Raw genomic sequence first — 21,267 nt, forward strand, 5'->3', positions numbered from 1 at the left:
CAACCTCAACTTCGCGTGACGTGGTGCACGCAGTCCAGGAATTCCTGCGCCAGCGCCGGCACCGGGTGCTGCTGGCTGTGCAACACATAGCTTTCGAAGTAAATGGCCGGCTCGAACGGGATCACCTTGACGCCTGGCAGCTTGAGGCTGCGAGTGACCACGGGGTTCACCACGCTGACACCGAGCCCCATCTCGACCATGGTGCAGATCGTCGCGGCGTAGGGAGTTTCAAGCGTGAGCACGCGGCGGTCAGGCACGAAGGCGGCATCGACGATCGCGCGCGTGCCGTCACCATACGTCAGCGAGATAAAACGCTCTCCGGCGAGATCCTCGGCACGCACCCGGCGCTTTCTTGCCAGCCGATGGCCGGTCGGCACAATGCACACGCCTGCTTCGCGCCGCAGCGGCTCGTTGCGAATACCCGCGCTCTCAGCCAGGTAAGACACCAGTCCGAAGTCACAAAACCGCGCGGCAGTCCATTTGGCCACGGTGGGCGAATCGCTGGTATGCATGGCGATCGGCACATCGGGATGCCGCTCCCGAAAGCGTGCGATGGCCAGTGGCATCACGGTCATCGCGATCGACGGCACAGTACCTACTCGCAACGTGCCCACGCCTGATTCCCGGATCGAGCGCGCCGAAGCCTGCAGACTGTCGAGCCCCACGAACGCGCGCTCGACATCGCGAAACAATGCCTCCGCCTCTACCGTCGGAGTCAGTCGACCCGCGATGCGCGTGAACAGCTTGAATCCGCTTTCACGTTCCAGTTGCGATATCACGCGGCTGATATTCGGCTGTGAGGTATGAAGCTGCGCGGCGGCGACGGTCATGGAACCGGACAGCATCACGGTACGAAACGCTTCGATCTGCTTGAAATTCATCGTGCATCGGCGGCCATGGAATGCGACCAAGTGCCAGGGAGTGGTGCATCGATGGTATATCAAATCCGTATGTGGAGGACGAAACTACTGATTTGACGATATGAGCACCCGATTCCCATACTGGTCTCCAACACAGAGGAGATCGTTGTATGGAATCGAAGGTAAGCCGTCGCCTGACGCAAACCACGGCCCCCGAGGTCTGCGCGCATATCTACATGCCGCGCCTCACGCGCGAGTTCGGCCCCGGGTTTCGCTATCTCACCGATATCAACCAGGCGCACCTGCTGATGCTGCATGGTGCGAACCTGATTCCCGCCAAAGTGGCGGCAACGCTGGCGCAGGCACTGGTTCGTATCGAGCAGGAAGGGCCCGACGCCGTACCGCTTGATCCCGAACGCGAAGACGCATACTTCAACTACGAAGCCCGGTTGATGGAAGTGGCGGGAGCCGACGCCGGCGGCCGCCTACATGTGGCACGCAGCCGCAACGACATCCTGGCCACGCAAGACCGGCTACGCGCCCGCGATGGCGTACTGGCGTTGCTTGGCGCGTTGGCCGATACACGTGAGGTGGTGCTGCAACAGGCAAGCGCCCACGCCGATACCGTAATGCCGGGCTACACGCACCTGCAGGCAGCGCAACCGATTACCTTCGGCTATTACCTCTCCGGCGTGGCGCAAGCAATGGGGCGCGACATGGCACGCCTGCGCCATGCGCTGGACCGGCTCGATGCTTGCCCGCTTGGTGCTGGAGCACTGGCCGGCACGGCCTTTCCGATCGATCGCGCGGCCACGGCCCGCTGGCTCGGGTTTTCCACCTACGCGCCGAATTCGCTGGACGCAGTTGCTTCACGCGATTTTGCATGGGAGATCCTGTCCGCGATCACGATTGCCACGGTCACCTGGGGTCGCGTGGCGCAGGATCTGTATATCTGGTCGACCCCCGAGTTCGGCCTGATCGATTTTCCTGACAGCGTGGCTGGCACGTCGAGCATCATGCCGCAGAAGAAAAACCCGGTAGTGCTCGAATACCTGAAGGGCAAGGGCGGACATCTGATCGGCCTGCTGACTGCGTCGCTGGCCGCGCTCAAGGGCAGCAACTTTACCCACAGCGGCGATGGCAATCGCGAAAGCATGCGTGGTTTCTGGGAAGCGCTCGACGAAAGCCTGCGTTGCGCCGACCTGCTGAAGCTGGTACTTGGCAACGCGACGCCGCAGCGGGCCAACATGCTGGCGCGTGCGCGCCGTGACTTCTCATCGGCAACCGATCTGGCCGACCTGCTCGTGCGCGATGCCGGCATGTCGTTCCGCGAGGCGCACCACGTGGTGGGTGCCGTGGTGCGTGATGCACTCGACCGGCATATTCCCGCGTGCGAGATCGACAGCGCAATGGTCGACCAGGCCGCCTTGCATCACACCGGACGCGCCTTGCACCTCGATGCCACGGTAGTGGCGCGCTGTCTGGACCCGGAGCAGGGCGTCGCGGCACGCTTGGCTGCAGGTGGCCCAGCACCAATCCTGGTACGTGACCAGGTGGCGACCCAGCTTGCTGAACTGACCACCGACCGGCACGCAATCGACACGTTGCGCAACCGCATTGGCACGGATCGTGCCACCATGAAGCATGCGGTCGAACAACTCGCCAGCCTGTGTGCATAGCAGGCAAGCGACTTTCTTTTCCACGATGGTTTGGATGTTTGACCCGGAGATCTGCCCCTATGAAACCGATTGCGCGTGCACTGGTTGCCGTTTGTCTCACACTAGGCACCACCCTGGCTTTTGCCGGGACTTTTCCCGACAAGCCGATCCGGCTGGTAGTGCCATTTCCACCGGGCGGCACCACTGACCTGCTGGGCCGCGTGCTGGCCAACCGCTTGTCCGAAACCCTTGGGCAACAGGTCATCGTCGATAACCGTCCGGGCGCCGGCGGCACGATCGGTTCCGACGTGGTGGCAAAAGCGCCGGCCGACGGTTATACGCTGATGTTCGGCACGGTGGGCACCCAGTCGATCAACAGCTCGCTCTACAAGCGCCTGCCGTTCGACGCACAGAAGGATTTTACGCCGGTTGCGTTGTTTGCCGGTGTGCCGAACATCCTCGTGGTCAATCCCAAGGTGTCGGCAAAGAACGTCAAGGAACTGGTGGACTACGCCAAGACGCACCCGAATGCACTGAATATGGGCTCGGCCGGCAATGGCACCACCAACCACCTGTCTGGCGAACTGTTCAAGTCGATGGCGGGCGTGCAGATTGTGCACGTGCCCTATAAGGGCAGCGGCCCGGCGATGGCCGACCTGCTGGCCAACCAGGTACAGCTGATGTTCGATAACCTGCCCGGTTCGCTGCCCCATGTGAAGGCTGGCCGCCTGCGCGCACTGGCTGTGACCAGCGCCATGCGCTCGCCGGCGCTACCCGATGTGCCGACCATGGCAGAGGCCGGCATCACCGGTTACGAAGCCGATGTGTGGTTCGGCGTGGTCGGTCCCAAGGGTATGCCGGCTGACATCGTCGGCAAGCTGTCCGGCGAAATCACACGCATAGCCCAGGACAAGGCTATGCGCGACAAGCTGCTGCAGGCTGGCGCATCGCCGCTGACCTCGACGCCGGAACAGTTCTCGGGCCTGATTCGCCATGACACCGTGAAGTGGTCGAAGCTGGTACGCGATTCCGGTGCCAGCATCGACTGATATAGGCACATCAACCAGGCAATATCGATAGTCAAAAGTCTTCGTTGTGTGGATGTGCGCCGGTTCGCAATACTGCGAACCGGACTGCACTCATCACACAACTAGAAGATCTGACTATGGCCTCGACCGACCTTACGCCGCAAACGTTACCTGCGCCCGCGCGCCGTGGCGCGCTCAAACAACTGGCATCGCTGGCGGTAGCCGGCAGCATGGGTTCGCTGCTGGTGGCGTGCTCGAAGGGTGCCGACGAGGGCGGCAAGCAGGCCGCCCAGCCTGCGGCGCCGGCCGTGGTCGGCAAGGTTGGCGACAAGGTCAGCTTCCGCTATCCGGACAATCCGACTTTCGACCTGGTGTACCTGGCGGATCAGCTTGGCTATTTCGAAGGTACCAATACGCGTCCGAACTACATCGGCAAGGTGGCGGCGCCGCAGATCATTCCGTTGACCGGTACCGGCGAGATCGACTTCGGCTCGCGCATGGTGCCGCTTGTGATCTCGGCCGTGGCCAGTGGCGCCGACATCAAGATAGTGGCGGCCGGCAACAAGACGCTGCAGGATGCCCCGCACATGAAGTATTTCGTGCGCAAGGATTCCGGCATCCGTGCACCCAAGGATCTCGAAGGCAAGACCATCGGCATCAACAGTTTTGGCGCGTGCGCGGAGTTCGTGACCAAGACCTTCCTGCGTCAGAAGGGCGTCGACGTCAACAAGATCAACTTCGTGGTGATTCCCGATGACCAGGCCGAGCAGACGCTGGCCACCGGCAATACCGACCTGGCCATTATCCACGCACCGTTCTCGGGCCGCGCCGATCATGCTGACAAGCTCACGCGCCTGTGGAGCGATTTCGACCTCGATGGCGGGCTCGGCGGCATGCAGCCTTACAGCGTGCACGGCAAGTTCATGCGTGAACACCCGGAGTCGGTGGGCGATGTAGTTGCCGCGCTGGCCAAGGCGGCGAACTGGGTCAATGCGAATCCTGAGGAAGCGCGCAAGCTGGTGTCGAAGCGCATCAATCTGCAGCTCGATTTTGTCGATCGCTATGCCTACGTCGACAATCTCGTGGTGACCGAACCGCCGATCCAGTACTACATCGACGTTCTGGAAGCCGAAGGCAAGCTCCAGAAGGGCAAGGTCGCCGCGCGCGATATCTATACGAACGAGTTCAATCCGTTCGCGAAGCCTGCCAAGGCATAAGGCGGCAACCATCATGAGCCACAAGATCGTGGCGCGCGGCGTGACGATGGACTACGCCGTGCGCAATGAAGCCGGGCGACCCGACAATGTGTCGGTGCTACGCGACTTCGACCTCGATATCCGCGAGGGAGAGTTCCTGTCCATCCTGGGACCATCGGGCTGCGGCAAGTCGACCTTCCTGAGCATTCTGGCCGGACTGACCGACCGTACCGGCGGCGAGATCAGCATCGACAGCCAGCCGCTCAAGGGCATTCATCCCGCGCAGGGCGTGGTGTTCCAGGGCTACGCGTTGTTTCCCTGGCGCACCGTGCTGCAGAATATCGAGGTCGGGCTTGAAATCCGTGGCGTCGCGCGCACGAAGCGGCGCCAGATCGCCGAAGAGTATCTCGAACTGGTGGGCCTGTCAGGCTTCGGTCAACGCTATCCGCACGAAATCTCGGGTGGCATGAAGCAGCGCGTGGCCATCGCACGTTCGCTGGCCTACCAGCCTGAAGTCTTGCTGATGGACGAGCCGTTCGCCGCGCTTGACGCGCAGACGCGCGAAATCCTGCAAGGCGAACTGCTGCGCATCTGGGAGCAACGACGCAAGACCATCGTGTTCATCACGCACAGCCTGGACGAGTCGATTTTCCTGTCCGACCGGATCGCGGTCATGACGCGCCGCCCCGGCACCATCAAGCAGATCATTGATATTCCGTTGCCCCGCCCGCGTGCGCCGGAAGTGCGTAATTCCGAGGCGTTCATCCGCTTGCGCCAGCAAGCGTGGGACATCCTGAAGGACGAAGTGCAATTTGCCAATGCCGCAACCGCGCCACGCCCGCTAGGCGCCACCGCCAATCCGACAGAGCGCCTGCATGGCGAACCGGCAGTCGCCAGGGTGGCATCATGAGCCGCGCGCTGTCATCGCGCGTGGGAGACCGCGCGCTTGGAATACTTGGCATCCTCGGCTTCCTGGTGCTGTGGGAACTGGTGCCGCGGCTCGGCATCATCAGCGAAGCCTACCTGAGTCCGCCTTCGCAGGTACTGGTCACGATCTGGGATCTGGTCAGCAGCGGCGCGCTGTTCAAGCATCTGCTGGCCAGCCTGCAGCGTTCGTTGTATGGGCTGCTGTCGGCAATTTTGCTGGGCGTGATACTGGGCCTGCTGATGGGCTGGTTTACGCGCTTCGAGGCAATTGTCGATCCGATCCTGCAACTATTCCGGCAAACCTCGGCCTTCGCGCTGTTCCCGGTGTTTATCCTGTTCCTCGGGATCGGTGAGACATCGAAAGTGGCGATCATTTTCTGGGCGTCGTTCTGGCCGGTACTGCTCAGCACCATCAGCGGGGTCAAGCAGGTGGATCGGCTGCTGATCGATTCTGCGCGCTCGATGGGCGCCAACCGCCTGTTCGTGTTCCGCAAGGTGGTGCTGCCCGCAGCGTCGCCATCGATCTTCACCGGCGTGCGGCTGGCCGGCACCTACTGCATCACGGCATTGGTGGCCGCAGAAATGATTGGTGCGCATTCGGGCCTGGGCTTCCTGACGCTGAATTCGCAGGAGGTGTTCCAGATTCCGACCATGTATGCGGGCATCCTGTTGCTGGCATTGCTGGGCCTGGCGTTGAACTATGTGCTCGCCGTGGTGGAGCGCCGCCTGACGCGCTGGCGCAAGGGGTTGACGCTCAATGCCTAGGCCGCGCCGTTTCTGGTGGAGCGCCGCGACTTTGTTCCTGCTCGGCATCGGCGTGGCGATCTCGGTCGCTTACGGCTTGGTCCGTCCGCAGCCGCAAGGCCCGCTGCTTGAAGCGGTCATGGCGCGCGGCAAGCTGGTGGTCGGCGTGCGGCAGTATGCGCGTCCAGCACCGCCCAAGGCGCCAACCGCGCCGGAGCCCGATCATTTCGACGTGGCAATGGCGCGTTTTATCGCCGAGCGGCTTGGCGTCGAACTCCAGGTAGTTGGTCTGCCGGGAGAGCCCGGTTCCGCGGCGTGGCATACCGCGCAGCGCAATGTCGATATCGTGGTTGCAGGGGCCACGCGGGCCGGCGATGGCATGTCCACGGCTCCAGCGGCCTACGCCACTGGTGCAGGGACTTTGCTGGTCCTGCGCGGCAGCCCGTATCAACACGCCAGCGACTTGCGCGGCAAGCCGGTGTGCGTAGGGCAGGGCAGTGCCTACGTGGCGCAACTTGAACGCGACGCGCAGGCGGTGCCGAAGATCTATGCCTCGTCGATTCGTGCTGCCAGCGGCTTCATGGCAGGCGAATGCCAGGCGTTGGCCGATGACCAGCCCGTGATCGCGCGGCTGCTCACGCTGCAGGAATGGCGCTTCTATCGCGCGCTGGACACCGTCGTGCAAGCGGACGGCAATGGTGCCCGCATTGCCTTGCACGTGCCTGACCCGCAATCCACCGCATGGTTGGACCGTGCCGTACGCGACTGGCGCCGCAATGGCGCGCTGGAGCGCGCCCGCGAGCAGCGCGCCGGCGATATCGCCTTCGAGGCCAGCCAGTTGCAGGACGGATTGGTCTGCCACTCGTGAGGTTCAGGACCTGAGGTAACGCGGTGCCGGTGTATTGCGCGACAATTCGCCGGCCATCGCACCGCGCGCTGCCTCGTACGCGTTCCAATGCTCGATGGCATGCAACGGCGGGATCGTGATCAGTTCGCCGTTGTCGAAGCCCACCAGCGCTGCATCGACCATGTCCGTGGCCGACATCACGATCGATTGATCCAGATGTTCCACTGGCAGGCCGCCGGTCTCCCAGAAGTCGGTGGCCGTGGCGCCGGGCAGTACGGCCTGCACGCGTACGCCCTTGGCGGCCAGTTCATGATGCAGTGACTGGCTGAAGGCCGTCACGAACGCCTTGCTGCCGCCATAGACGCCGTTGAGGATCTCCGGTGCGATGCCAACGATCGAAGAGATATTGATGATCGTGCCACTACCGCGTGCTACGAAACCCGGCACGGCAGCGTAGGTCAACCGCGTGAGCGCGGTGACGTTCAGCTCGATCATGCGCGTCATCTGGTCCACATCACTGTCGAGCAGCGGCGTATGCGTGCCGACACCGGCATTGTTCACCAGCAGCGTAATGCTGGCATCGGTGCGCAGCTTCTTCTCGACGGTTGCCAGCGATGTGCGATCGTTGAGGTCGGCGGGAAATACTTCCACGGCCCGCCCGGTTTCGTTCGAAATGCGCTGCGCCAGTGCATCGAGCTTGTCGCGGTTACGGGCCACCAGGACCAGATCGTAGCCACGGCGCGCCAGGCGCTCCGCATAGATCGCGCCAATGCCTGACGATGCGCCCGTCACCAGGGCGGTGCCAACGTGTTGCTGCGTGGTCATGTTGCTGCTCCTTTGATTGAGTATGGAAGCATCGTAGACCGGGTTGGCGTTGGCTGAAATGACGTATATAGTCAGTTTTCAGGACATCGGTCATGACAAAGGAAACCGGCATGCATCGGGTGGGATTTCTGTTGATGGATGGCTTCCAGGTCATGGCGCTGGCGGCACAAAGCGTATTCGAGTACGCCAATATGGTGACTGGCGAGCCTTTTTACGGGATCGATAATTTTTCGGTGGACGGCGGCCAGGTGCGGTCCTCGCTTGGGATGTTGGTCGATACCCGGGCAGCCAGCACGCGAGTGGCTATCGACACCTGGATACTGACCGGTGTTGGCGATCCATTGGCCGTGCAAACTCCGCAACCGGTGCTCGGATTCGTTCGTAAGGCGGCTCCCCGGGCACGTCGCGTGGCATCGATCTGTACCGGCGCGTTCGTTCTCGCGGAAGCTGATTTGCTCGATGGGCGCCGCGCCACCACGCACTGGGCTTTCGCACGAGACATGCAGCGACTCCATCCGCGGATTCAGGTCGAGGATGATCGCATCCATATCGTCGACGGGCCAATCTGGACCTCGGCCGGCATGACGGCAGGTCTGGATCTGGCACTGGCAATGGTCGAAATGGATCTTGGCGCCGACGTGGCGCGTTCGGTCGCCCACAAGCTGGTGATGCACCAGCGGCGTTCAGGAGGGCAGTCGCAACATTCCGAACTACTGGACCTGGCGCCGAAGTCAGACCGTATCCAGAGCGCGCTCGACTATGCGCGCAAGAATCTGCACCGCTCACTGACTGTGGAGGACTTGGCCGAAACAGTCCATCTGAGTCCACGCCAGTTCAGCCGGGTGTTCACTGCGGAAACGGGGCAGTCGCCAGCCAAGGCGATAGAAAGCCTGCGGCTGGAAGCCGCACGGTTGATGGTCGAGCAAAGCCGGCATTCATTGGATGTGGTGGCCAAGGAAACGGGATTCCGTGACCGTCGCCATCTGCGCGAAGCATTCATGCGCGGCTTCGGCCTGCCACCGCAAGCGGTACGACGCGAGGCAAGAGGGTAGGTTGTCTCCCCTCTCCCGCGCGCGGGAGAGGGGCGGGGGAGAGGGCCAGCGCGTCAAGACCCGATCTCGGCAATTTGAACCGCCAAGCCCTCTCCCCCCGCCCCTCTCCCATTGCATGGGAGAGGGGAGCAAACCGGCGGTGATGTTTCAACCGTCGATGCGAACCTGCACGCCATTCGACGTATAAAGCGCCGTGGCCTTGAAACCGTCGACGGTGACCGTGGTGAACTGGCCGCGGATGCTGCTGCCGGTGATGACGGCAATCGTGTCGCCGGCCTTGGGCGCGTAGCCGTCGACAAATGCGATACGCAAGGTGCCGCCGGCGATGGTCGTCATGCCTGCCACCGTCATGCGGCCCTGGCCATTCGGGCCTACGCGCAGGTCAAGCGTGGTATCGGCAAGCTGCGTGAACTTGCCGGCAATGGCCACGCTGGCTGGCGCGTTGATGATCACCGAACCGGCGCCCAGATAAACGTCACCGGTACCAAATGCCTTGGCAGATGCCGCCTCCAACGCGCCGCCTGCGACCTGCGTGCCACCGGAATAGGTGTTGGCACCACCGAGCTTCAGATTGCCAGTACCCGCCAGCGTCAGCTTGCCCGCGCCTGCAATGTCATTGCGCCAGATATCTGTCGCATTGAAGCCACCCTTGCTGGCATCCATCGACACCACCACATTGCCGTTGAAGGCGCCATAGCCGTCGCCCGCGGCGAACAGGTTCAGGCGACCCCAGCCTTCGGCATCGTCCATGACCGGGTAGCCCGAGGCGATTTCAGTCGTCTTCAGCACCACGCGGCGCTGGTCGGCGCTCAGATACGGGAAGCGGGTCTCGAGCATGACTTCAGCGCCCTTGGGCACCACCGGATCAACCGTGGTGGAACCGATCTGTGCAAAGCCATACGTCATGCGGCGCAGGAAGTTGGCCTTGTTGCTGGCGTAGTCGGTAAAGCGGTCGTTGCTGGCCGTGCCCGATTGCGCAAAGGTGCGGAAGGTAGCCGCCGTTGTGCCAGTCGCGGCCATCAGTGCAGTATGCGCCTGCGTATAGGCCGAAGCCTTCAGCGTGGCATTGGCGGGTTCGTACAGGTTGGCCGCAGCCGAGGCGATACCGAGCATGCGTCCGCCGATGACATCGAACGGGGAGTGCATGCCCGCGATGATGCGGTTCTCGCCAAGCTCCATGCCACGGCTCAACATTTCCTGGAAACGTTCCGGCACCAGATAAGCCATCACCACGGCGTTGCGCAGCGCTTCGGCGGTATGGCCGCTGACGAAGCCACCATCGGTGGTCGGGGTCGGGCTTTCAGCCGGCACCAGCGTCGGCGCGACCACCACGCTGGCACTCCAGCGGAACGGGCGTGCGTACTTGTAGAAGCGCTTGGCCGGCTCGGTCGATGCGTTGTCACCCACCTTGTTGACCATGGTGATGACATCGCCGAACGTCGCGTTGGTGGCGCCAGCCACGCCGGTATTGTTGCCGCCGTCGTTGTACAGCACGGTGGTGGCGTCGGCCGGAATCGAGTTGATCGTGGTGGTTTGCTGCGCGGCGGCACGCCATGCGGCCGTAAGCGGACCCATGCCGTCGGTCACGCTGTAGTTCTTGCCGCGACGGTCATCGTAGTAGGCAGCGTCGGCCTGTGCGGCCGTGCGCGACGTAGTGGCATTCACCACGTATTGCACGTTGGCATTGTGAACCGCGGCATTGACCACGGTACCGCCGGGGGTACCGTCGGTAGGCACACCAGTCCACGAGGATGCCACCACGGCCGGATACGAACCGTCTGCCGGGGCGGTCTGGCCAGCGTCGACGATACGCGTGAGCGGCTCCCACACGTCGAGGAAGCGGGCCATCAGTCGTACACCTGCATTGGTATCGAGCGTGGCATAGCGTGCCAGGCCGCGCTGGTTGCTGGCGATATTGTCGACAAACGGCACTACCGATGCCTGCACCGGTGCGCTATCGACAAAGCCCGGGTCGGCCGGCGCCGCCGGAACTGCCAGCGGCGTGGCATTGGTGCTGTTGTTCTGGTTATTGTCGTCACCGCCGCAGGCGCTGAGCAGGAAGGCAAGGCAGGCGACCGCAATGGCCGACGGCATTCCCGGCTTGGAATAAGACATGACTGGTCCTTGGAAAACGCGGCGGAAAAGGTCCGCCAAAAAAGGACGCAGTCTAGGGTTGTCGTATGTCAGTTATGTGAAGAGGGCGGCACCAGCTTAGTGGAGTGCCACTAATTGGCGGCAGCGAGCGTCAGCCCCAGCGACGTACGCGACCGGTATCGACGTGGATGAAGTTCTCGGTCTTGTAGAACCCGACACCGCCGACCTGCAATGACTGCGCGGCGTCGCGCAGGTCTGCCAGTGCCACGCCGGGCAAGCGGACGTCGATCGCCATGCCGTCCATATGCAGGCTGTGCTTTGCCACGCCACCGCCGCGTGTGCGGCGCAGGCGGTCGTTGGTGATCGGGCAGCGATAACCGGAAATGACCTGGAACGGCGCGTCGCTGCCGACCTCCCGGCGCAGTGCGAACAGCAGGCCGAACAGTTGGGGATCGATCTGGCCCACGGTGCCTGAGTAGTGATCGCGCAAGAAATGATTGAGCGAGGCCTGCGCTTGCGGAATCACCTCGTCACCCATCGCATAGACCAGCGACAGGTGTTCACCCGTATGGGTGTGTTCAAACGACAGCGAACGCGCATCGGGGCTCTGGGACGCCAGCGCAAGCCGTGGTGCCAGCGTGGTAAGTCCGGCGCCAAGTGCGATGGCGCCGGTGCGATGCAAAAAACGGCGACGCTGGCTGGGATTCGAGTCAGGCATGGAAATTTCTACAACGGGGCGGCATTCAGGAAGGCCGAACGGCAGGCCTGGTACCAGCGCGTTGCCGCAACGCCTGGTCCAGCAGTTGGTCCTGACCGTAAATATCAGGCACGAAGTATACCCGCCCATCGGCGCGCGCGATGGCCGTGCCGTACGCCAATACCACCGGAATTGGCTGCTGCAGCGACACGGTCTTCGACTTGCCAGCCGACATTGCCTCACGAATGCGTGGCTCGGTCCATTCGGGCATGCCCTGCATCACGAACTTGGCCAGTTCAACCGGCGCTTCGACGCGGATGCAGCCATGGCTGAAATCGCGCCGCCCACGGCTGAACAATTGTGGCGATGGCGTATGGTGCAGATAGATGGCCTGGTTGTTCGGGAACACAAACTTGATATCGCCCAGCGCATTGAGCGGACCTGGCCGCTGCCGGATGCGTGCCTGCCCGTTCAGCACCGCATCGATATTGGCCTGGCTCACCGCGGTGCTGGCCTGGGTGCCATTCACGAACTCGAAGCCCTGCTTCGTGAAATATGCCGGATCGCGCTGTATCCGCGGAATGACCTCGCGGCGCGTGATCGACGACGGCACGTTCCAGTAGGGACTGAACTCGATATAGCGCATGTCCTCCTTGAACAACGGTGTCCGGGTATCGAGCGCCTTGCCGACGATCACCTTCATTTCCAGCTTGATATCGAGCTTGCCATTCTCGTAGTCATAGGCGCGCAGCACGAACTCGGGCACGTTCACCACAATCATGCGCGGGCCTTCGGCCAACGGCGTCCAGCGCAGCCGCTCCATGGTCAGCATGATCTGCTTCACGCGCGCGGCAGGCGCGACATTGAGCTGGGCGAGCGTGCCGGTGCCAATCACGCCATCGGCGTCGAGCGCATGGCGCGTCTGGAAAGTCTTGACCGCGTCGACCAGCGCGCCCTCATAACGCTGCGGCACCACCGTGCCGGGCGGCAGGTCTCCCAATGCTTCAAGTCGCTGTGCCAGTTGCGGCAGTCCTTTGTAAGCTTGTCCCGCACTGAGCTTGCCTTCCGGCAACCCGGGTAATGGCGTGCCCCAATACGGCAGCGAGGCCAGTTTGCGATAACGTGCCAGCGCCTCGCGCAGCGTGCCGTACAGCGGGAACGAAGGGGCCGCCTCGTGCAATGCGTCCGCGAGCCGGTTGGCGGCCATGGCATTGCGCAGATAGCTGTCGGGATCGAACGGCGGCAGATTGCTCGCCGAAAAATTCGCATGCACCTTGCGTGGATCGACCCGTCCCCGGTGCAGATCGGCCAGATAGCGGGTCATCGCGGCGGTTAGCGCGCTGTCGAAGCGCTGCGCCGCATCGGCTTGCAGGGCGGGGCCGCCCATGGCCTGTGTCAACGTCTGCTGGAGCCCCTCGGCATCGTAGTCGCGTGGCTCCAGTCCGTCGGCGCCGGCATCGTTCAGGGCTTTGACGGCGGCCTGTGCTGCCTGGGATGGGTGTCCATCGACGATCCATAACGGCCCAGACGGTGGCTGCGCCCAGGCCGCCGTGGCACTGCACAGCAGCCATGCGAACGCGGCAAGGGCCGATCGGAAGGCGGGGCGGAGGAGCCGGATGGCCGGCGTCGGCGTCCGGGTAGTGGTAACTACGGTGGTGTCAGTGGCTGCGGTGGCTACAGTGGCTACAGGCGTAACAGTCATCGTACGAAGGTCTATAGCGTTTCTCCACTACACATCGTAGCCGAACATCGTGATGAAACCGTCGCTTCAAGCATTCAGAAACAAAGTTTCTGCGATTGCAGAACACTTTGATTCATGTCAACTCCGCCGACTCACGGAGAACTATGCTGTCAGCAGAGAGAACGTAAACAGCGGGGGTGAAGCAATGTACGAGCGCATTCTGGTAGCGGTGGACGGCGGCCCGTCGTCCGAACTGGCGATCGCGCAGGCAGTGGGACTGGCCAAGCAGATCGGCGCCGAAGTGAAGGTGCTGTTCGTGGTCGATGACAGTGACCTGTTCTTTGAGTCGGCTTATATTGATCCAAATGAAATCGTGAGCGGCATGATCAACGTCGGGCAGAAGGCCTTGGCCGCCGCCGCGCGACGCTTCGAGAATGCCGGCGTGCGTTGCCTGACGGAGCTTGCCGAAAAGCCGGTATCCCCGGGCAATATCTCGGGCACCATCGTCAGCCACGCCGACCAGTGGCCGGCGGACCTGATCATCATGGGCACTCATGGCCGGCGCGGCGTACGGCGCGTGATCATGGGCAGTGTCTCGGAAGGCGTGATCGCCAAGACCGCCAAGCCGGTGCTACTGATACGGGGAGAATCGGTGCATTGAACAGGGGGAGTTCTGCCGGACGTCATCTAGAACGTTGCCGGCGAATTCACCCACAGTACCTTGGCGACGACGTCTCCGACGTTCCGATACCCGTGCGGCACCTGGCTGGAAAACGTAAAGGCGTCGCCGGGGCCGATCAGGTAAATGTCGTCGCCAAGCATCAGTTCAAGCTGGCCTTCCAGCACATAGCCCACTTCCTCGCCCTGGTGCTCGATCTGGCCATCGCTGGCCTCGCCGGGCCAGACGATATGGATATTGGCCTGCAGCAGTCCGCCACGCTTGGGCAGCACCACACGTTCCAGCGCCACGCCACCCACGCGGATCACTGGCCGTTCTCCGTTGCGCAGAATCGGTGACTGACTCGGCTCGTCCTCGCTGGTCAGGGTGCCGATATTGGTGTCCAACGCCACGGCCAGTCGATGCAGCGTGGTGAACGACGGCGTGGCCAGTCCGCGCTCGATCTTCGAGATCAGACTTTCAGAGCAACCGGCCTTGTTGGCCAGTTGCAACAATGTCAAGCCGGCCACAAGCCGCGCATGGCGCAGCTTGACACCAAGCGTCAGCGTGGGCGACTTGATGTCGGCCGGGTCTTGCGGTGTGGGGCGCGCGGTCTTTGCCATGCGGGCTCTTAGTCTGTTTGCTCGTGGGTTGTACCTTGGACCGCCCAGCGCCGTGCATTGTCTAAGCGGGACGGCTGGCCAGTTCGGCGACAGTGTAAGCCAGCGCCTGCGCTCCCAGGAACAGGTCGACGGCGGCGGTGTCTTCAGCGGCATTGTGGCTGATACCGTTCTTGCTCGGCACGAAGATCATCGCCGTGGGGCAATGGTCGGCCATATACATGGCGTCGTGGAATGCGCCCGAGGTCAGGCGCATCGGCCGCGCGCGTCCGGCATTGAGGCTGGCACGCGCGCAGGCACGTTCGATCGGCGCGAGCATCGACTCCGGGAAATGCGTCGGCTCGCGGTGGAAGAAGCGCGTGACCGCCACGGCCTCGGGCGCCGGCGCGTGGCGCATGCAGGCCGCGCGCAGCGCCGCTTCGGCACGATCCAGTGCGGCATCGTCGAGGCAGCGCATGTCCACCGTAAACGTGACCTTGCCCGGAATCGTGTTGACCGAATTCGGTACAACCGTCCATTGGCCGAGCGTGAGCCGCAGTTCGGGGATTTCCGGCGCCTGCGCGGTGCGTGGAGCCAGTGCGTAGAGATCCTGTGCGATTGCCACGGCCACAGCCATAGCATCGCGCCGCACCGCCATTGGCGTGGTACCCGCATGCGCCATCGTGCCGGCGCATTCGATGCGGAACCAGCGCACGGCCTGGATGCCGGTGACCACGCCCAGCGGCACGTCGGCAGCTTCCAATACCGGACCCTGCTCGATATGCAATTCGACGCAGGCCGCCATCGGACGCGCCATCGACACGTGCGTCACGTCCTTGCTGGCCGCCAGCGCCGCATCGAGCGCAACGCCAAAGCGTATGCCGGCCGAATCGGTGGCCTCGCGATAGCCAGGCAGACGCGCGGGCTCGACAAACGCGCTCGAACCCATCGCGCCTGGCCCGAACCGGCTGCCTTCCTCGTTGGTCCATGACACGACCTCGATGGGCCGCAAGGTCTCGATGCCTGCCGCGTTGAGTGCCGCGATCACTTCCAGCCCAGCCAGCACACCGTAGGCACCATCGTATTTGCCGCCTACCGGCTGTGTATCGGCATGGCTGCCGGTCAACACGGGCGGCAAATCCGCACTGCCCGCGCGACGGAAAAACAGGTTGCCACAGTCGTCGATGCTCACCTGACAACCGAGCTCGCGCGCCTTGTCAATCAGATGGCGGCGCGCGGCCAGATCGATATCGGTCAGCGTTTCGCGCGATACACCACCGTCGTCGCGTCCGCCGAATTGAGCCAGCGCGGCCAGCGATGCGGCAAGGCGCGCGGCGTCGACATGATCCTGTGCCCGCTCGGCGATGGTTTCGATTGCGGCGGACGATTGAGCTTGATTCACTGCATTCTCCTGATCTCAGGCCGCTTGCGCGAGCGCCTGTTGCAAACGATGGGCGACTGCCAGCGCACGGGCATCGGCGTGGCGCGGTGCGCACACCGTGACGCCTACCGGCATGCCTGTGGAGCCCGTACCCGTGGGCACATGCACGCAGGGTGTACCGAGCAGCGTCCACATGCGGCAAAAAATCGGATCGCCGGTGGCGTCGAGCCCTGCCGGCGCTTCGCCTTCCGCACTGGGCGCCAGTACCACGTCGAATCCGGCCAGCGTTACGGCCAGCGCCGTGCGCGCGTGGTCCGCATAGGCCTGCGCAGCGTGAAACCGTTCGCCGGTAACGGCGCGGCCGGCTTCGAGTTGTCGCGCAAACGCAGCACTGAAGCTTGCGGACTGCTCACGCGCCTCGGGTGCAAACGCCGCCACGGCCTCGAAGCCCATGATGTCGAGTTGCGCTTCGGTAAGGTTGTTGCAGGCGGGCGGCAGTTCGAAGTCCAGCACCGTGGCACCCAGGCTTTCCAGCGCGCGCGCGGCCGTTTGCAGTGCTGCGCGTGAATCGGCACTGGCGCGATCCCAATGTGGCGTCTGGCAGATGCCCACGCGCAGCGGCGTTGACGCAGCCGCGCAGGCTTCGGCAATTGATGCATTGCGCGCCAGCGTGCCGATGAACAGCGCGGCATCATCGACGCGCCGCGCCAGCACCCCGACCGTATCGAGGCTCGGCGACAGCGGCTTGATACCGGCCAGCGGCAAGGTGGCGTGCGTGGGCTTGAAGCCGACTACGCCGCAGTAGGCGGCCGGGCGGATGATCGATCCAGCGGTCTGCGTGCCGAATGCCAGCGGCACCATGCCGGCCGCCACGGCGGCGGCGGAGCCGCTTGACGATCCGCCCGGCGTGCGCGGCGCGTGTGCCGGCGCGCGCGGATTGCGCGTCGGACCGGGCTGGAACGTCGCGAATTCGGTGGTCACGGTCTTGCCAACCACGACAGCGCCAGCGCCGCGCGCCAACGCCACGGCAGCGGCATCAAGAGCAGGGCGATGCGCGGCATAGATCGGCGAGCCATAGGTGGTCGGCATTTCGGCCGTATCCATCAGGTCTTTTACGCCGAGCGGTACGCCGTGCAGCGGCCCGGTGGCGGTGCCCGCATCGAGCCGCCGCGCCTGCGCGACGGCGGCTTCGCTTCCCACGTGCTGCCATGCGCGAATGAGGTCGTCGTGCGCGACAATACGCTCGAGCGCCGCACGCACCACGGTTTCGGCGCTCAGTTCGCGGCGCGACAAACGCGCCGCAAGCTCGCGGACGGGAAGATCCAGACAATGTTCCATGACTGCGTTCCTCGAAAGCAACCGATCGAAGCGGTTAGCCGAAATATGCGGCGCGTACTTCGTCGTTCTCGCGCAATGCCTGCGCCGAGCCCTGGGCAACCACGCGTCCCTGTGTCAGTACATAACCCTGATGGGCGATTGCCAGTGTCTGGCGCGCATTCTGTTCCACCAGCAGCACGGTCATGCCCAGTTCGTTGATCTGCTGGATGACCTTGAAGTTCTCTTTCACGTAGAGCGGCGACAGGCCCAGCGACGGCTCGTCGATCACCAGCAGGCGCGGTTGCGCCATCAAGCCACGACCAATCGACACCATGGCCTGCTCGCCGCCCGACATCGTGCCGGCCAACTGGCCCGACCGCTCGCGCAGGCGCGGGAAAATCTCATAGACACGTGCGATACGTTCACGAACCTTACCGGGATCGCTTTCCAGGAATGCACCCAGCGCGAGGTTCTCGGCCACGGTCATGCGCGGAAACACCTTGCGGCCCTCCGGAATGCAGGAAATGCCGCGCGCAATGATGTTGTGGGTCTTCTCTCCGGCAAGGTCGACGCCGTCCCAGAGAATGCGTCCCTTGCGTGGTGGGGTCAGCCCCAGTATCGAGCGGATCAGCGTGCTCTTGCCGGCGCCGTTGGCACCGAGGATGCAGGTGATCTTGCCGGGTGGCACCTCGATCGAAACGTCATGCAGCACGTTGACCTTGTCATAGCCCGTGCTCAGGCCTTCCACGCGCAGCGTGTTGTCGCTCATGCTGCTTCCTCCCCGAGATAGGCGGTCTGCACGTCAGGATCGGCGGTGATCTCGGCATACGTGCCTTCGGCAATCTTCTTGCCGTAGTTCAGTACGATGCAACGGTCCGTGATGCGCTCGATGACGTTCATCTCGTGTTCGATCAACACCACCGACAGGTCCTGCAGCTTGCTGCGTACCTGCAGGATGTCGTCCATCAGTTCGTGCGTTTCGTCATGCGTCATGCCAGCCGACGGTTCGTCGAGCAACAGCAGGCGAGGGCGGCTCATCAGCGCGCGGCACACCTCGATGCGGCGGCGGTCGATCATGGTGAAGGTTTCCACCGGTTCGAACAGACGGTTCACCAGCGGCGGACTGAAAATGCCCAGCAGCTCGCGCACCGATTCCACGTAACGTTCGTATTCGGCGCGGAACGCCTTGCGCCGGAACAGGTTGAACACCAGCCCGTGCTGCATGTGCTGGTAGTCGCCGACCGCGATATTGTCGAACACCGTCAGCGGCAGGGACAGCCGCGAGCGCTGGAACGTGCGCGCCACCCCGCTGCGATAGATATCCTGCGGCGTCTTGCCAATGACGTTCTCGCCGTTGTACGTGATGGTGCCGGCGCTGGCCTTGTAGAGCCCGGTCAGCACGTTGAAGAACGTGGTCTTGCCCGAGCCATTGGGGCCCAGCAGGCCCAGCACCTCGCCGCGCCGGATGTCGAGTTGGAGGTTGTCCAGCGCGGTCAGGCCGCCAAAGCGCATCGTAAGGTTGCGGACCTCGATCATCGCGTCACTCATTGCGCATCCTTGGTCGGGAAGAACAGGCGGGTCTTGCGCGGCAGCAGTCCGTCAGGGCGGAACAGCAGGATGGCGATCACCAGTGCCGCATAGAACAGGAAGCGGTATTCCTGGATGAACTGCAGCTTCTCGGGCAGCACCAGCACGATAATGGCCGCCGGAATCAGTCCCACCACATTGCCCAGGCCACCGAGGATCACGATCGACAGCATCAGCAAGGAATCGGCAAACGTAAAGTTGTTGGGCGCCACGAATGCCGTGACCATGCCGTACACGCTGCCCGCCACGCCGGCAAAGAAGTTGCCGAGCATGAATGCGATGACCTTCCAGCGCGAGATATGCAGCCCGAACGTGGCAGCGGCGGTTTCGTCGGTACGTACCACATCCATTGCCAGTCCGATCCACGACCGCTCCAGCGCCTTGACCACGGCAAAGGTGCCCGCGCAGATCAGCAGGCTCAACAGCGCGTAGCTGGCATAGAACGAGATGTCGATGCCAAACAGCGTCACGCCTTCGTTGAACTGGAAGCCGAACAGCGTCATGCCGGGCACCTGCAAGCCTTGCGGGCCGCCAAGGACGTCGTTGACTTCGAGGAACGTCTTGAACAGGATGCCGAACGCAATGGTCACCAGCGCCGCATAGTGGCCGCGCGTACGCAGCACCGGTGCAATCAGCAGCGAGCCGATCACCGCCGCAGTGACGCCAGACAGCACGATTACCAGGATCATCGGCACCGGCGTATGCGCGGCGAGTACAGCCGTGGCGTATGCGCCGATACCAAAGAATGCCGCTCCGGCAAAGTTCGACACCCCCGAGTAGCCGAACTGCACGGTCAGGCCCAGGCAGGCGGTGGTGTACAGCAACACCGCGCATAGCATCAGCAGCACGAAATGGCTTTCATGGAACAGCACGATCAGCATGAGCGTGCCCGCCACAGCCCATAGCCGCGACAGGCCGGGACGCCGCGCGGCGGCCTGTTCAATCGATTGCGTGACCTTGAACCTGCTGGCCACGATCGTGGTTGCGACGGCCAACGCCAGCAGCACGGCCACGGCGACCTGCGATTCCGCGTGCAGGAACAGATAGAGATAGGCCACCACGGCGATGGCTGCGACTGCCAGCACCATGGCCGGCCGGCGCTGCTTGCCGCTGGTGCCGACAGACGCCGGGGGCAGCGGATTCGAGACGTTATCAGACACGTTCACTGGCTTTCTCCGCAATCAGTCCGGTCGGCTTCCATGCCATCAGTACGATGACCACGGCAAACGCGAACACGTCCTTGTAGGCACTGGGAATATCGGGCACCAGGGCCGGCAGCATCGCGCTGCCCAGCACCTGCAGCGCGGCAAACAGGAAGCCGCCCAGGATGGCGCCGTAGAGGTTGCCAAGCCCGCCCAGGATGGCGGCGGCAAAGCCGATCACGCCGAGCAGCAACCCGACGTTGAAGTTGATTTCGTTGTAGTAGAGCCCATTCATCACGCCAGCCAGCGCGGCCATGGCCGAGCCCAGCGCAAACGTGACCAGTACCACCACCTCGAAGTTGATGCCCATCAGGCGCGCGGTCTCGCCGTCCTGCGCCACCGCGCGGATGGCCATGCCAAAGCGCGTGCGCGTGATCAGCAGGTGCACGCCGATAATGATTGCAACACCGGCGGCCAGCAGGATCAAATTGTCGGCACGCAGTGTCAGACCGCCCAGCGACCACTCGGTGGTTGGCAGCAATGCCGGAAACGGCTTCGGATTCGAGCCATCCGGGTAGAACAGCCGTACCGCTTCACGTAGCACCGTGCCCAGCATCAGCGTGGCCAGCAGTGTGTTCAGTGGCGGCGCCTTGCGCAGCGGCAGGATCAGCAGGCGCGCTATGGCCGCGCCCAGCAGGCCGGTCACGATGATCGCGCACATCACAATGGTCAGCAGTTGCAGCCATGGTGAATCCACGTGCAGTGCCACCACGCCGGCCGAAGCGGCCAGACCGGCAAATGCGCCCACCATCAGCACATCGCCATGAGAAAACTTGATTACGTCGAGCACGCCAAAGAACAGCGTGAACCCGACCGCCACCATGGCGTAGATCATGCCGAGCATCAGCCCGTTGAAGACGTACTGTCCCAATACACTCATCGGTATCCCCCGGAATTTGCCGGTCAGGACCGGG

At 63.3% G+C, this 21,267-nt stretch carries 20 protein-coding genes; 8 read left to right on the forward strand and 12 right to left on the reverse strand.

The window, feature by feature from the left end; translation table 11 throughout:
* Positions 1–5: 5 nt before the first annotated feature.
* Complete coding sequence (locus tag ACO550_RS23240; RefSeq protein WP_315594432.1) at positions 6–881, reverse strand: LysR substrate-binding domain-containing protein; 876 nt, start codon at positions 879–881, stop codon at positions 6–8.
* 149 nt (positions 882–1,030) lie between these two features.
* Between ACO550_RS23240 and argH the strand changes: the two genes are divergently transcribed.
* From argH to ACO550_RS23270, 6 genes are all read left to right on the forward strand, one after another.
* Positions 1,031–2,539, forward strand: coding sequence for an argininosuccinate lyase (argH, locus tag ACO550_RS23245; protein WP_315594433.1), 1,509 nt, complete (start codon positions 1,031–1,033; stop codon positions 2,537–2,539).
* Positions 2,540–2,598: 59 nt separating this feature from the next.
* Positions 2,599–3,567, forward strand: a complete 969-nt coding sequence (locus tag ACO550_RS23250; protein ID WP_315594434.1) for a tripartite tricarboxylate transporter substrate binding protein — start codon at positions 2,599–2,601, stop codon at positions 3,565–3,567.
* A 116-nt stretch (positions 3,568–3,683) separates the two neighbouring features.
* Positions 3,684–4,763 (forward strand): ABC transporter substrate-binding protein, encoded by a 1,080-nt coding sequence (locus tag ACO550_RS23255; RefSeq protein WP_315594435.1) that lies wholly within the window; start codon positions 3,684–3,686, stop codon positions 4,761–4,763.
* Between the two features lie 13 nt (positions 4,764–4,776).
* Positions 4,777–5,652 carry an ATP-binding cassette domain-containing protein gene (locus ACO550_RS23260; RefSeq protein ID WP_315594436.1) on the forward strand — a complete coding sequence of 292 codons (876 nt, stop codon included), beginning with the start codon at positions 4,777–4,779 and terminating at the stop codon, positions 5,650–5,652.
* Complete coding sequence (locus tag ACO550_RS23265) at positions 5,649–6,434, forward strand: ABC transporter permease subunit (protein WP_315594437.1); 786 nt, start codon at positions 5,649–5,651, stop codon at positions 6,432–6,434. Before ACO550_RS23260 ends, ACO550_RS23265 begins: the two co-directional genes overlap by 4 nt.
* Entirely contained in the window at positions 6,427–7,281 is an 855-nt protein-coding gene (locus ACO550_RS23270; protein WP_315594438.1) for a transporter substrate-binding domain-containing protein, read from the forward strand. Before ACO550_RS23265 ends, ACO550_RS23270 begins: the two co-directional genes overlap by 8 nt.
* Positions 7,282–7,284: 3 nt before the next feature.
* Here ACO550_RS23270 and ACO550_RS23275 read toward each other — a convergent pair whose 3' ends face one another.
* Positions 7,285–8,085 carry an SDR family NAD(P)-dependent oxidoreductase gene (locus ACO550_RS23275; protein WP_315594439.1) on the reverse strand — a complete coding sequence of 267 codons (801 nt, stop codon included), beginning with the start codon at positions 8,083–8,085 and terminating at the stop codon, positions 7,285–7,287.
* Positions 8,086–8,195: 110 nt separating this feature from the next.
* Here ACO550_RS23275 and ACO550_RS23280 point away from each other — a divergent pair, with 110 nt between their 5' ends.
* Positions 8,196–9,137, forward strand: a complete 942-nt coding sequence (locus ACO550_RS23280) for a helix-turn-helix domain-containing protein (RefSeq protein WP_315594462.1) — start codon at positions 8,196–8,198, stop codon at positions 9,135–9,137.
* A gap of 147 nt (positions 9,138–9,284) precedes the next feature.
* Here the strand turns inward: ACO550_RS23280 and ACO550_RS23285 are convergent, their stop codons facing one another.
* The 3 genes from ACO550_RS23285 to ACO550_RS23295 form a co-directional block, all read right to left on the reverse strand.
* Complete coding sequence (locus ACO550_RS23285) at positions 9,285–11,252, reverse strand: phosphatase PAP2 family protein (protein ID WP_315594440.1); 1,968 nt, start codon at positions 11,250–11,252, stop codon at positions 9,285–9,287.
* Positions 11,253–11,382: 130 nt separating this feature from the next.
* Positions 11,383–11,949 (reverse strand): peptidoglycan L,D-endopeptidase MepK, encoded by a 567-nt coding sequence (gene mepK, locus ACO550_RS23290; RefSeq protein ID WP_315594441.1) that lies wholly within the window; start codon positions 11,947–11,949, stop codon positions 11,383–11,385.
* A 25-nt stretch (positions 11,950–11,974) separates the two neighbouring features.
* Positions 11,975–13,630: a L,D-transpeptidase family protein gene (locus tag ACO550_RS23295; protein WP_315594442.1), complete on the reverse strand. Its 1,656-nt coding sequence runs from the start codon at positions 13,628–13,630 to the stop codon at positions 11,975–11,977.
* A gap of 184 nt (positions 13,631–13,814) precedes the next feature.
* Here ACO550_RS23295 and ACO550_RS23300 point away from each other — a divergent pair, with 184 nt between their 5' ends.
* Positions 13,815–14,270 (forward strand): universal stress protein, encoded by a 456-nt coding sequence (locus ACO550_RS23300; protein WP_315594443.1) that lies wholly within the window; start codon positions 13,815–13,817, stop codon positions 14,268–14,270.
* Positions 14,271–14,296: 26 nt separating this feature from the next.
* Here ACO550_RS23300 and ACO550_RS23305 read toward each other — a convergent pair whose 3' ends face one another.
* The 7 genes from ACO550_RS23305 to ACO550_RS23335 all read right to left on the reverse strand — a co-directional run bounded on the left by ACO550_RS23305 (position 14,297) and on the right by ACO550_RS23335 (position 21,233).
* Complete coding sequence (locus ACO550_RS23305; RefSeq protein WP_315594444.1) at positions 14,297–14,890, reverse strand: cupin domain-containing protein; 594 nt, start codon at positions 14,888–14,890, stop codon at positions 14,297–14,299.
* A gap of 61 nt (positions 14,891–14,951) precedes the next feature.
* On the reverse strand, positions 14,952–16,268 hold the full coding sequence (locus ACO550_RS23310; RefSeq protein WP_315594445.1) for a hydantoinase/carbamoylase family amidase: 1,317 nt from the start codon (positions 16,266–16,268) through the stop codon (positions 14,952–14,954).
* Between the two features lie 15 nt (positions 16,269–16,283).
* The gene (locus tag ACO550_RS23315) at positions 16,284–17,585 is read right to left on the reverse strand and encodes an amidase family protein (protein WP_315594446.1); all 1,302 of its coding nucleotides are present in this window, start codon (positions 17,583–17,585) and stop codon (positions 16,284–16,286) included.
* A 34-nt stretch (positions 17,586–17,619) separates the two neighbouring features.
* Positions 17,620–18,333, reverse strand: a complete 714-nt coding sequence (locus ACO550_RS23320; RefSeq protein ID WP_315594447.1) for an ATP-binding cassette domain-containing protein — start codon at positions 18,331–18,333, stop codon at positions 17,620–17,622.
* Positions 18,330–19,112: an ATP-binding cassette domain-containing protein gene (locus tag ACO550_RS23325; RefSeq protein ID WP_315594448.1), complete on the reverse strand. Its 783-nt coding sequence runs from the start codon at positions 19,110–19,112 to the stop codon at positions 18,330–18,332. Before ACO550_RS23325 ends, ACO550_RS23320 begins: the two co-directional genes overlap by 4 nt.
* Positions 19,109–20,317 carry an ABC transporter permease subunit gene (locus ACO550_RS23330; protein ID WP_315594449.1) on the reverse strand — a complete coding sequence of 403 codons (1,209 nt, stop codon included), beginning with the start codon at positions 20,315–20,317 and terminating at the stop codon, positions 19,109–19,111. The genes ACO550_RS23325 and ACO550_RS23330 overlap by 4 nt, the downstream gene beginning before the upstream one ends.
* Positions 20,304–21,233 carry a branched-chain amino acid ABC transporter permease gene (locus ACO550_RS23335; RefSeq protein ID WP_315594450.1) on the reverse strand — a complete coding sequence of 310 codons (930 nt, stop codon included), beginning with the start codon at positions 21,231–21,233 and terminating at the stop codon, positions 20,304–20,306. The genes ACO550_RS23330 and ACO550_RS23335 overlap by 14 nt, the downstream gene beginning before the upstream one ends.
* Between the last annotated feature and the right edge of the window lie 34 nt (positions 21,234–21,267).

Source organism: Cupriavidus sp. (assembly GCF_057315035.1).

Excerpts from the sequence above, each read along its gene's own strand:
- ACO550_RS23295 (WP_315594442.1), bottom strand. The coding sequence starts at position 13,630 with ATGACTGTTACGCCTGTAGCCACTGTAGCCACCGCAGCCACTGACACC.
- mepK (WP_315594441.1), bottom strand. The coding sequence starts at position 11,949 with ATGCCTGACTCGAATCCCAGCCAGCGTCGCCGTTTTTTGCATCGCACC.
- ACO550_RS23240 (WP_315594432.1), bottom strand. The coding sequence starts at position 881 with ATGAATTTCAAGCAGATCGAAGCGTTTCGTACCGTGATGCTGTCCGGT.
- ACO550_RS23320 (WP_315594447.1), bottom strand. The coding sequence starts at position 18,333 with ATGAGCGACAACACGCTGCGCGTGGAAGGCCTGAGCACGGGCTATGAC.
- ACO550_RS23335 (WP_315594450.1), bottom strand. The coding sequence starts at position 21,233 with ATGAGTGTATTGGGACAGTACGTCTTCAACGGGCTGATGCTCGGCATG.
- ACO550_RS23250 (WP_315594434.1), top strand. The coding sequence starts at position 2,599 with ATGAAACCGATTGCGCGTGCACTGGTTGCCGTTTGTCTCACACTAGGC.
- ACO550_RS23280 (WP_315594462.1), top strand. The coding sequence starts at position 8,196 with ATGCATCGGGTGGGATTTCTGTTGATGGATGGCTTCCAGGTCATGGCG.
- argH (WP_315594433.1), top strand. The coding sequence starts at position 1,031 with ATGGAATCGAAGGTAAGCCGTCGCCTGACGCAAACCACGGCCCCCGAG.
- ACO550_RS23255 (WP_315594435.1), top strand. The coding sequence starts at position 3,684 with ATGGCCTCGACCGACCTTACGCCGCAAACGTTACCTGCGCCCGCGCGC.
- ACO550_RS23265 (WP_315594437.1), top strand. The coding sequence starts at position 5,649 with ATGAGCCGCGCGCTGTCATCGCGCGTGGGAGACCGCGCGCTTGGAATA.
- ACO550_RS23285 (WP_315594440.1), bottom strand. The coding sequence starts at position 11,252 with ATGTCTTATTCCAAGCCGGGAATGCCGTCGGCCATTGCGGTCGCCTGC.
- ACO550_RS23300 (WP_315594443.1), top strand. The coding sequence starts at position 13,815 with ATGTACGAGCGCATTCTGGTAGCGGTGGACGGCGGCCCGTCGTCCGAA.
- ACO550_RS23305 (WP_315594444.1), bottom strand. The coding sequence starts at position 14,890 with ATGGCAAAGACCGCGCGCCCCACACCGCAAGACCCGGCCGACATCAAG.
- ACO550_RS23325 (WP_315594448.1), bottom strand. The coding sequence starts at position 19,112 with ATGAGTGACGCGATGATCGAGGTCCGCAACCTTACGATGCGCTTTGGC.
- ACO550_RS23260 (WP_315594436.1), top strand. The coding sequence starts at position 4,777 with ATGAGCCACAAGATCGTGGCGCGCGGCGTGACGATGGACTACGCCGTG.
- ACO550_RS23315 (WP_315594446.1), bottom strand. The coding sequence starts at position 17,585 with ATGGAACATTGTCTGGATCTTCCCGTCCGCGAGCTTGCGGCGCGTTTG.
- ACO550_RS23270 (WP_315594438.1), top strand. The coding sequence starts at position 6,427 with ATGCCTAGGCCGCGCCGTTTCTGGTGGAGCGCCGCGACTTTGTTCCTG.
- ACO550_RS23275 (WP_315594439.1), bottom strand. The coding sequence starts at position 8,085 with ATGACCACGCAGCAACACGTTGGCACCGCCCTGGTGACGGGCGCATCG.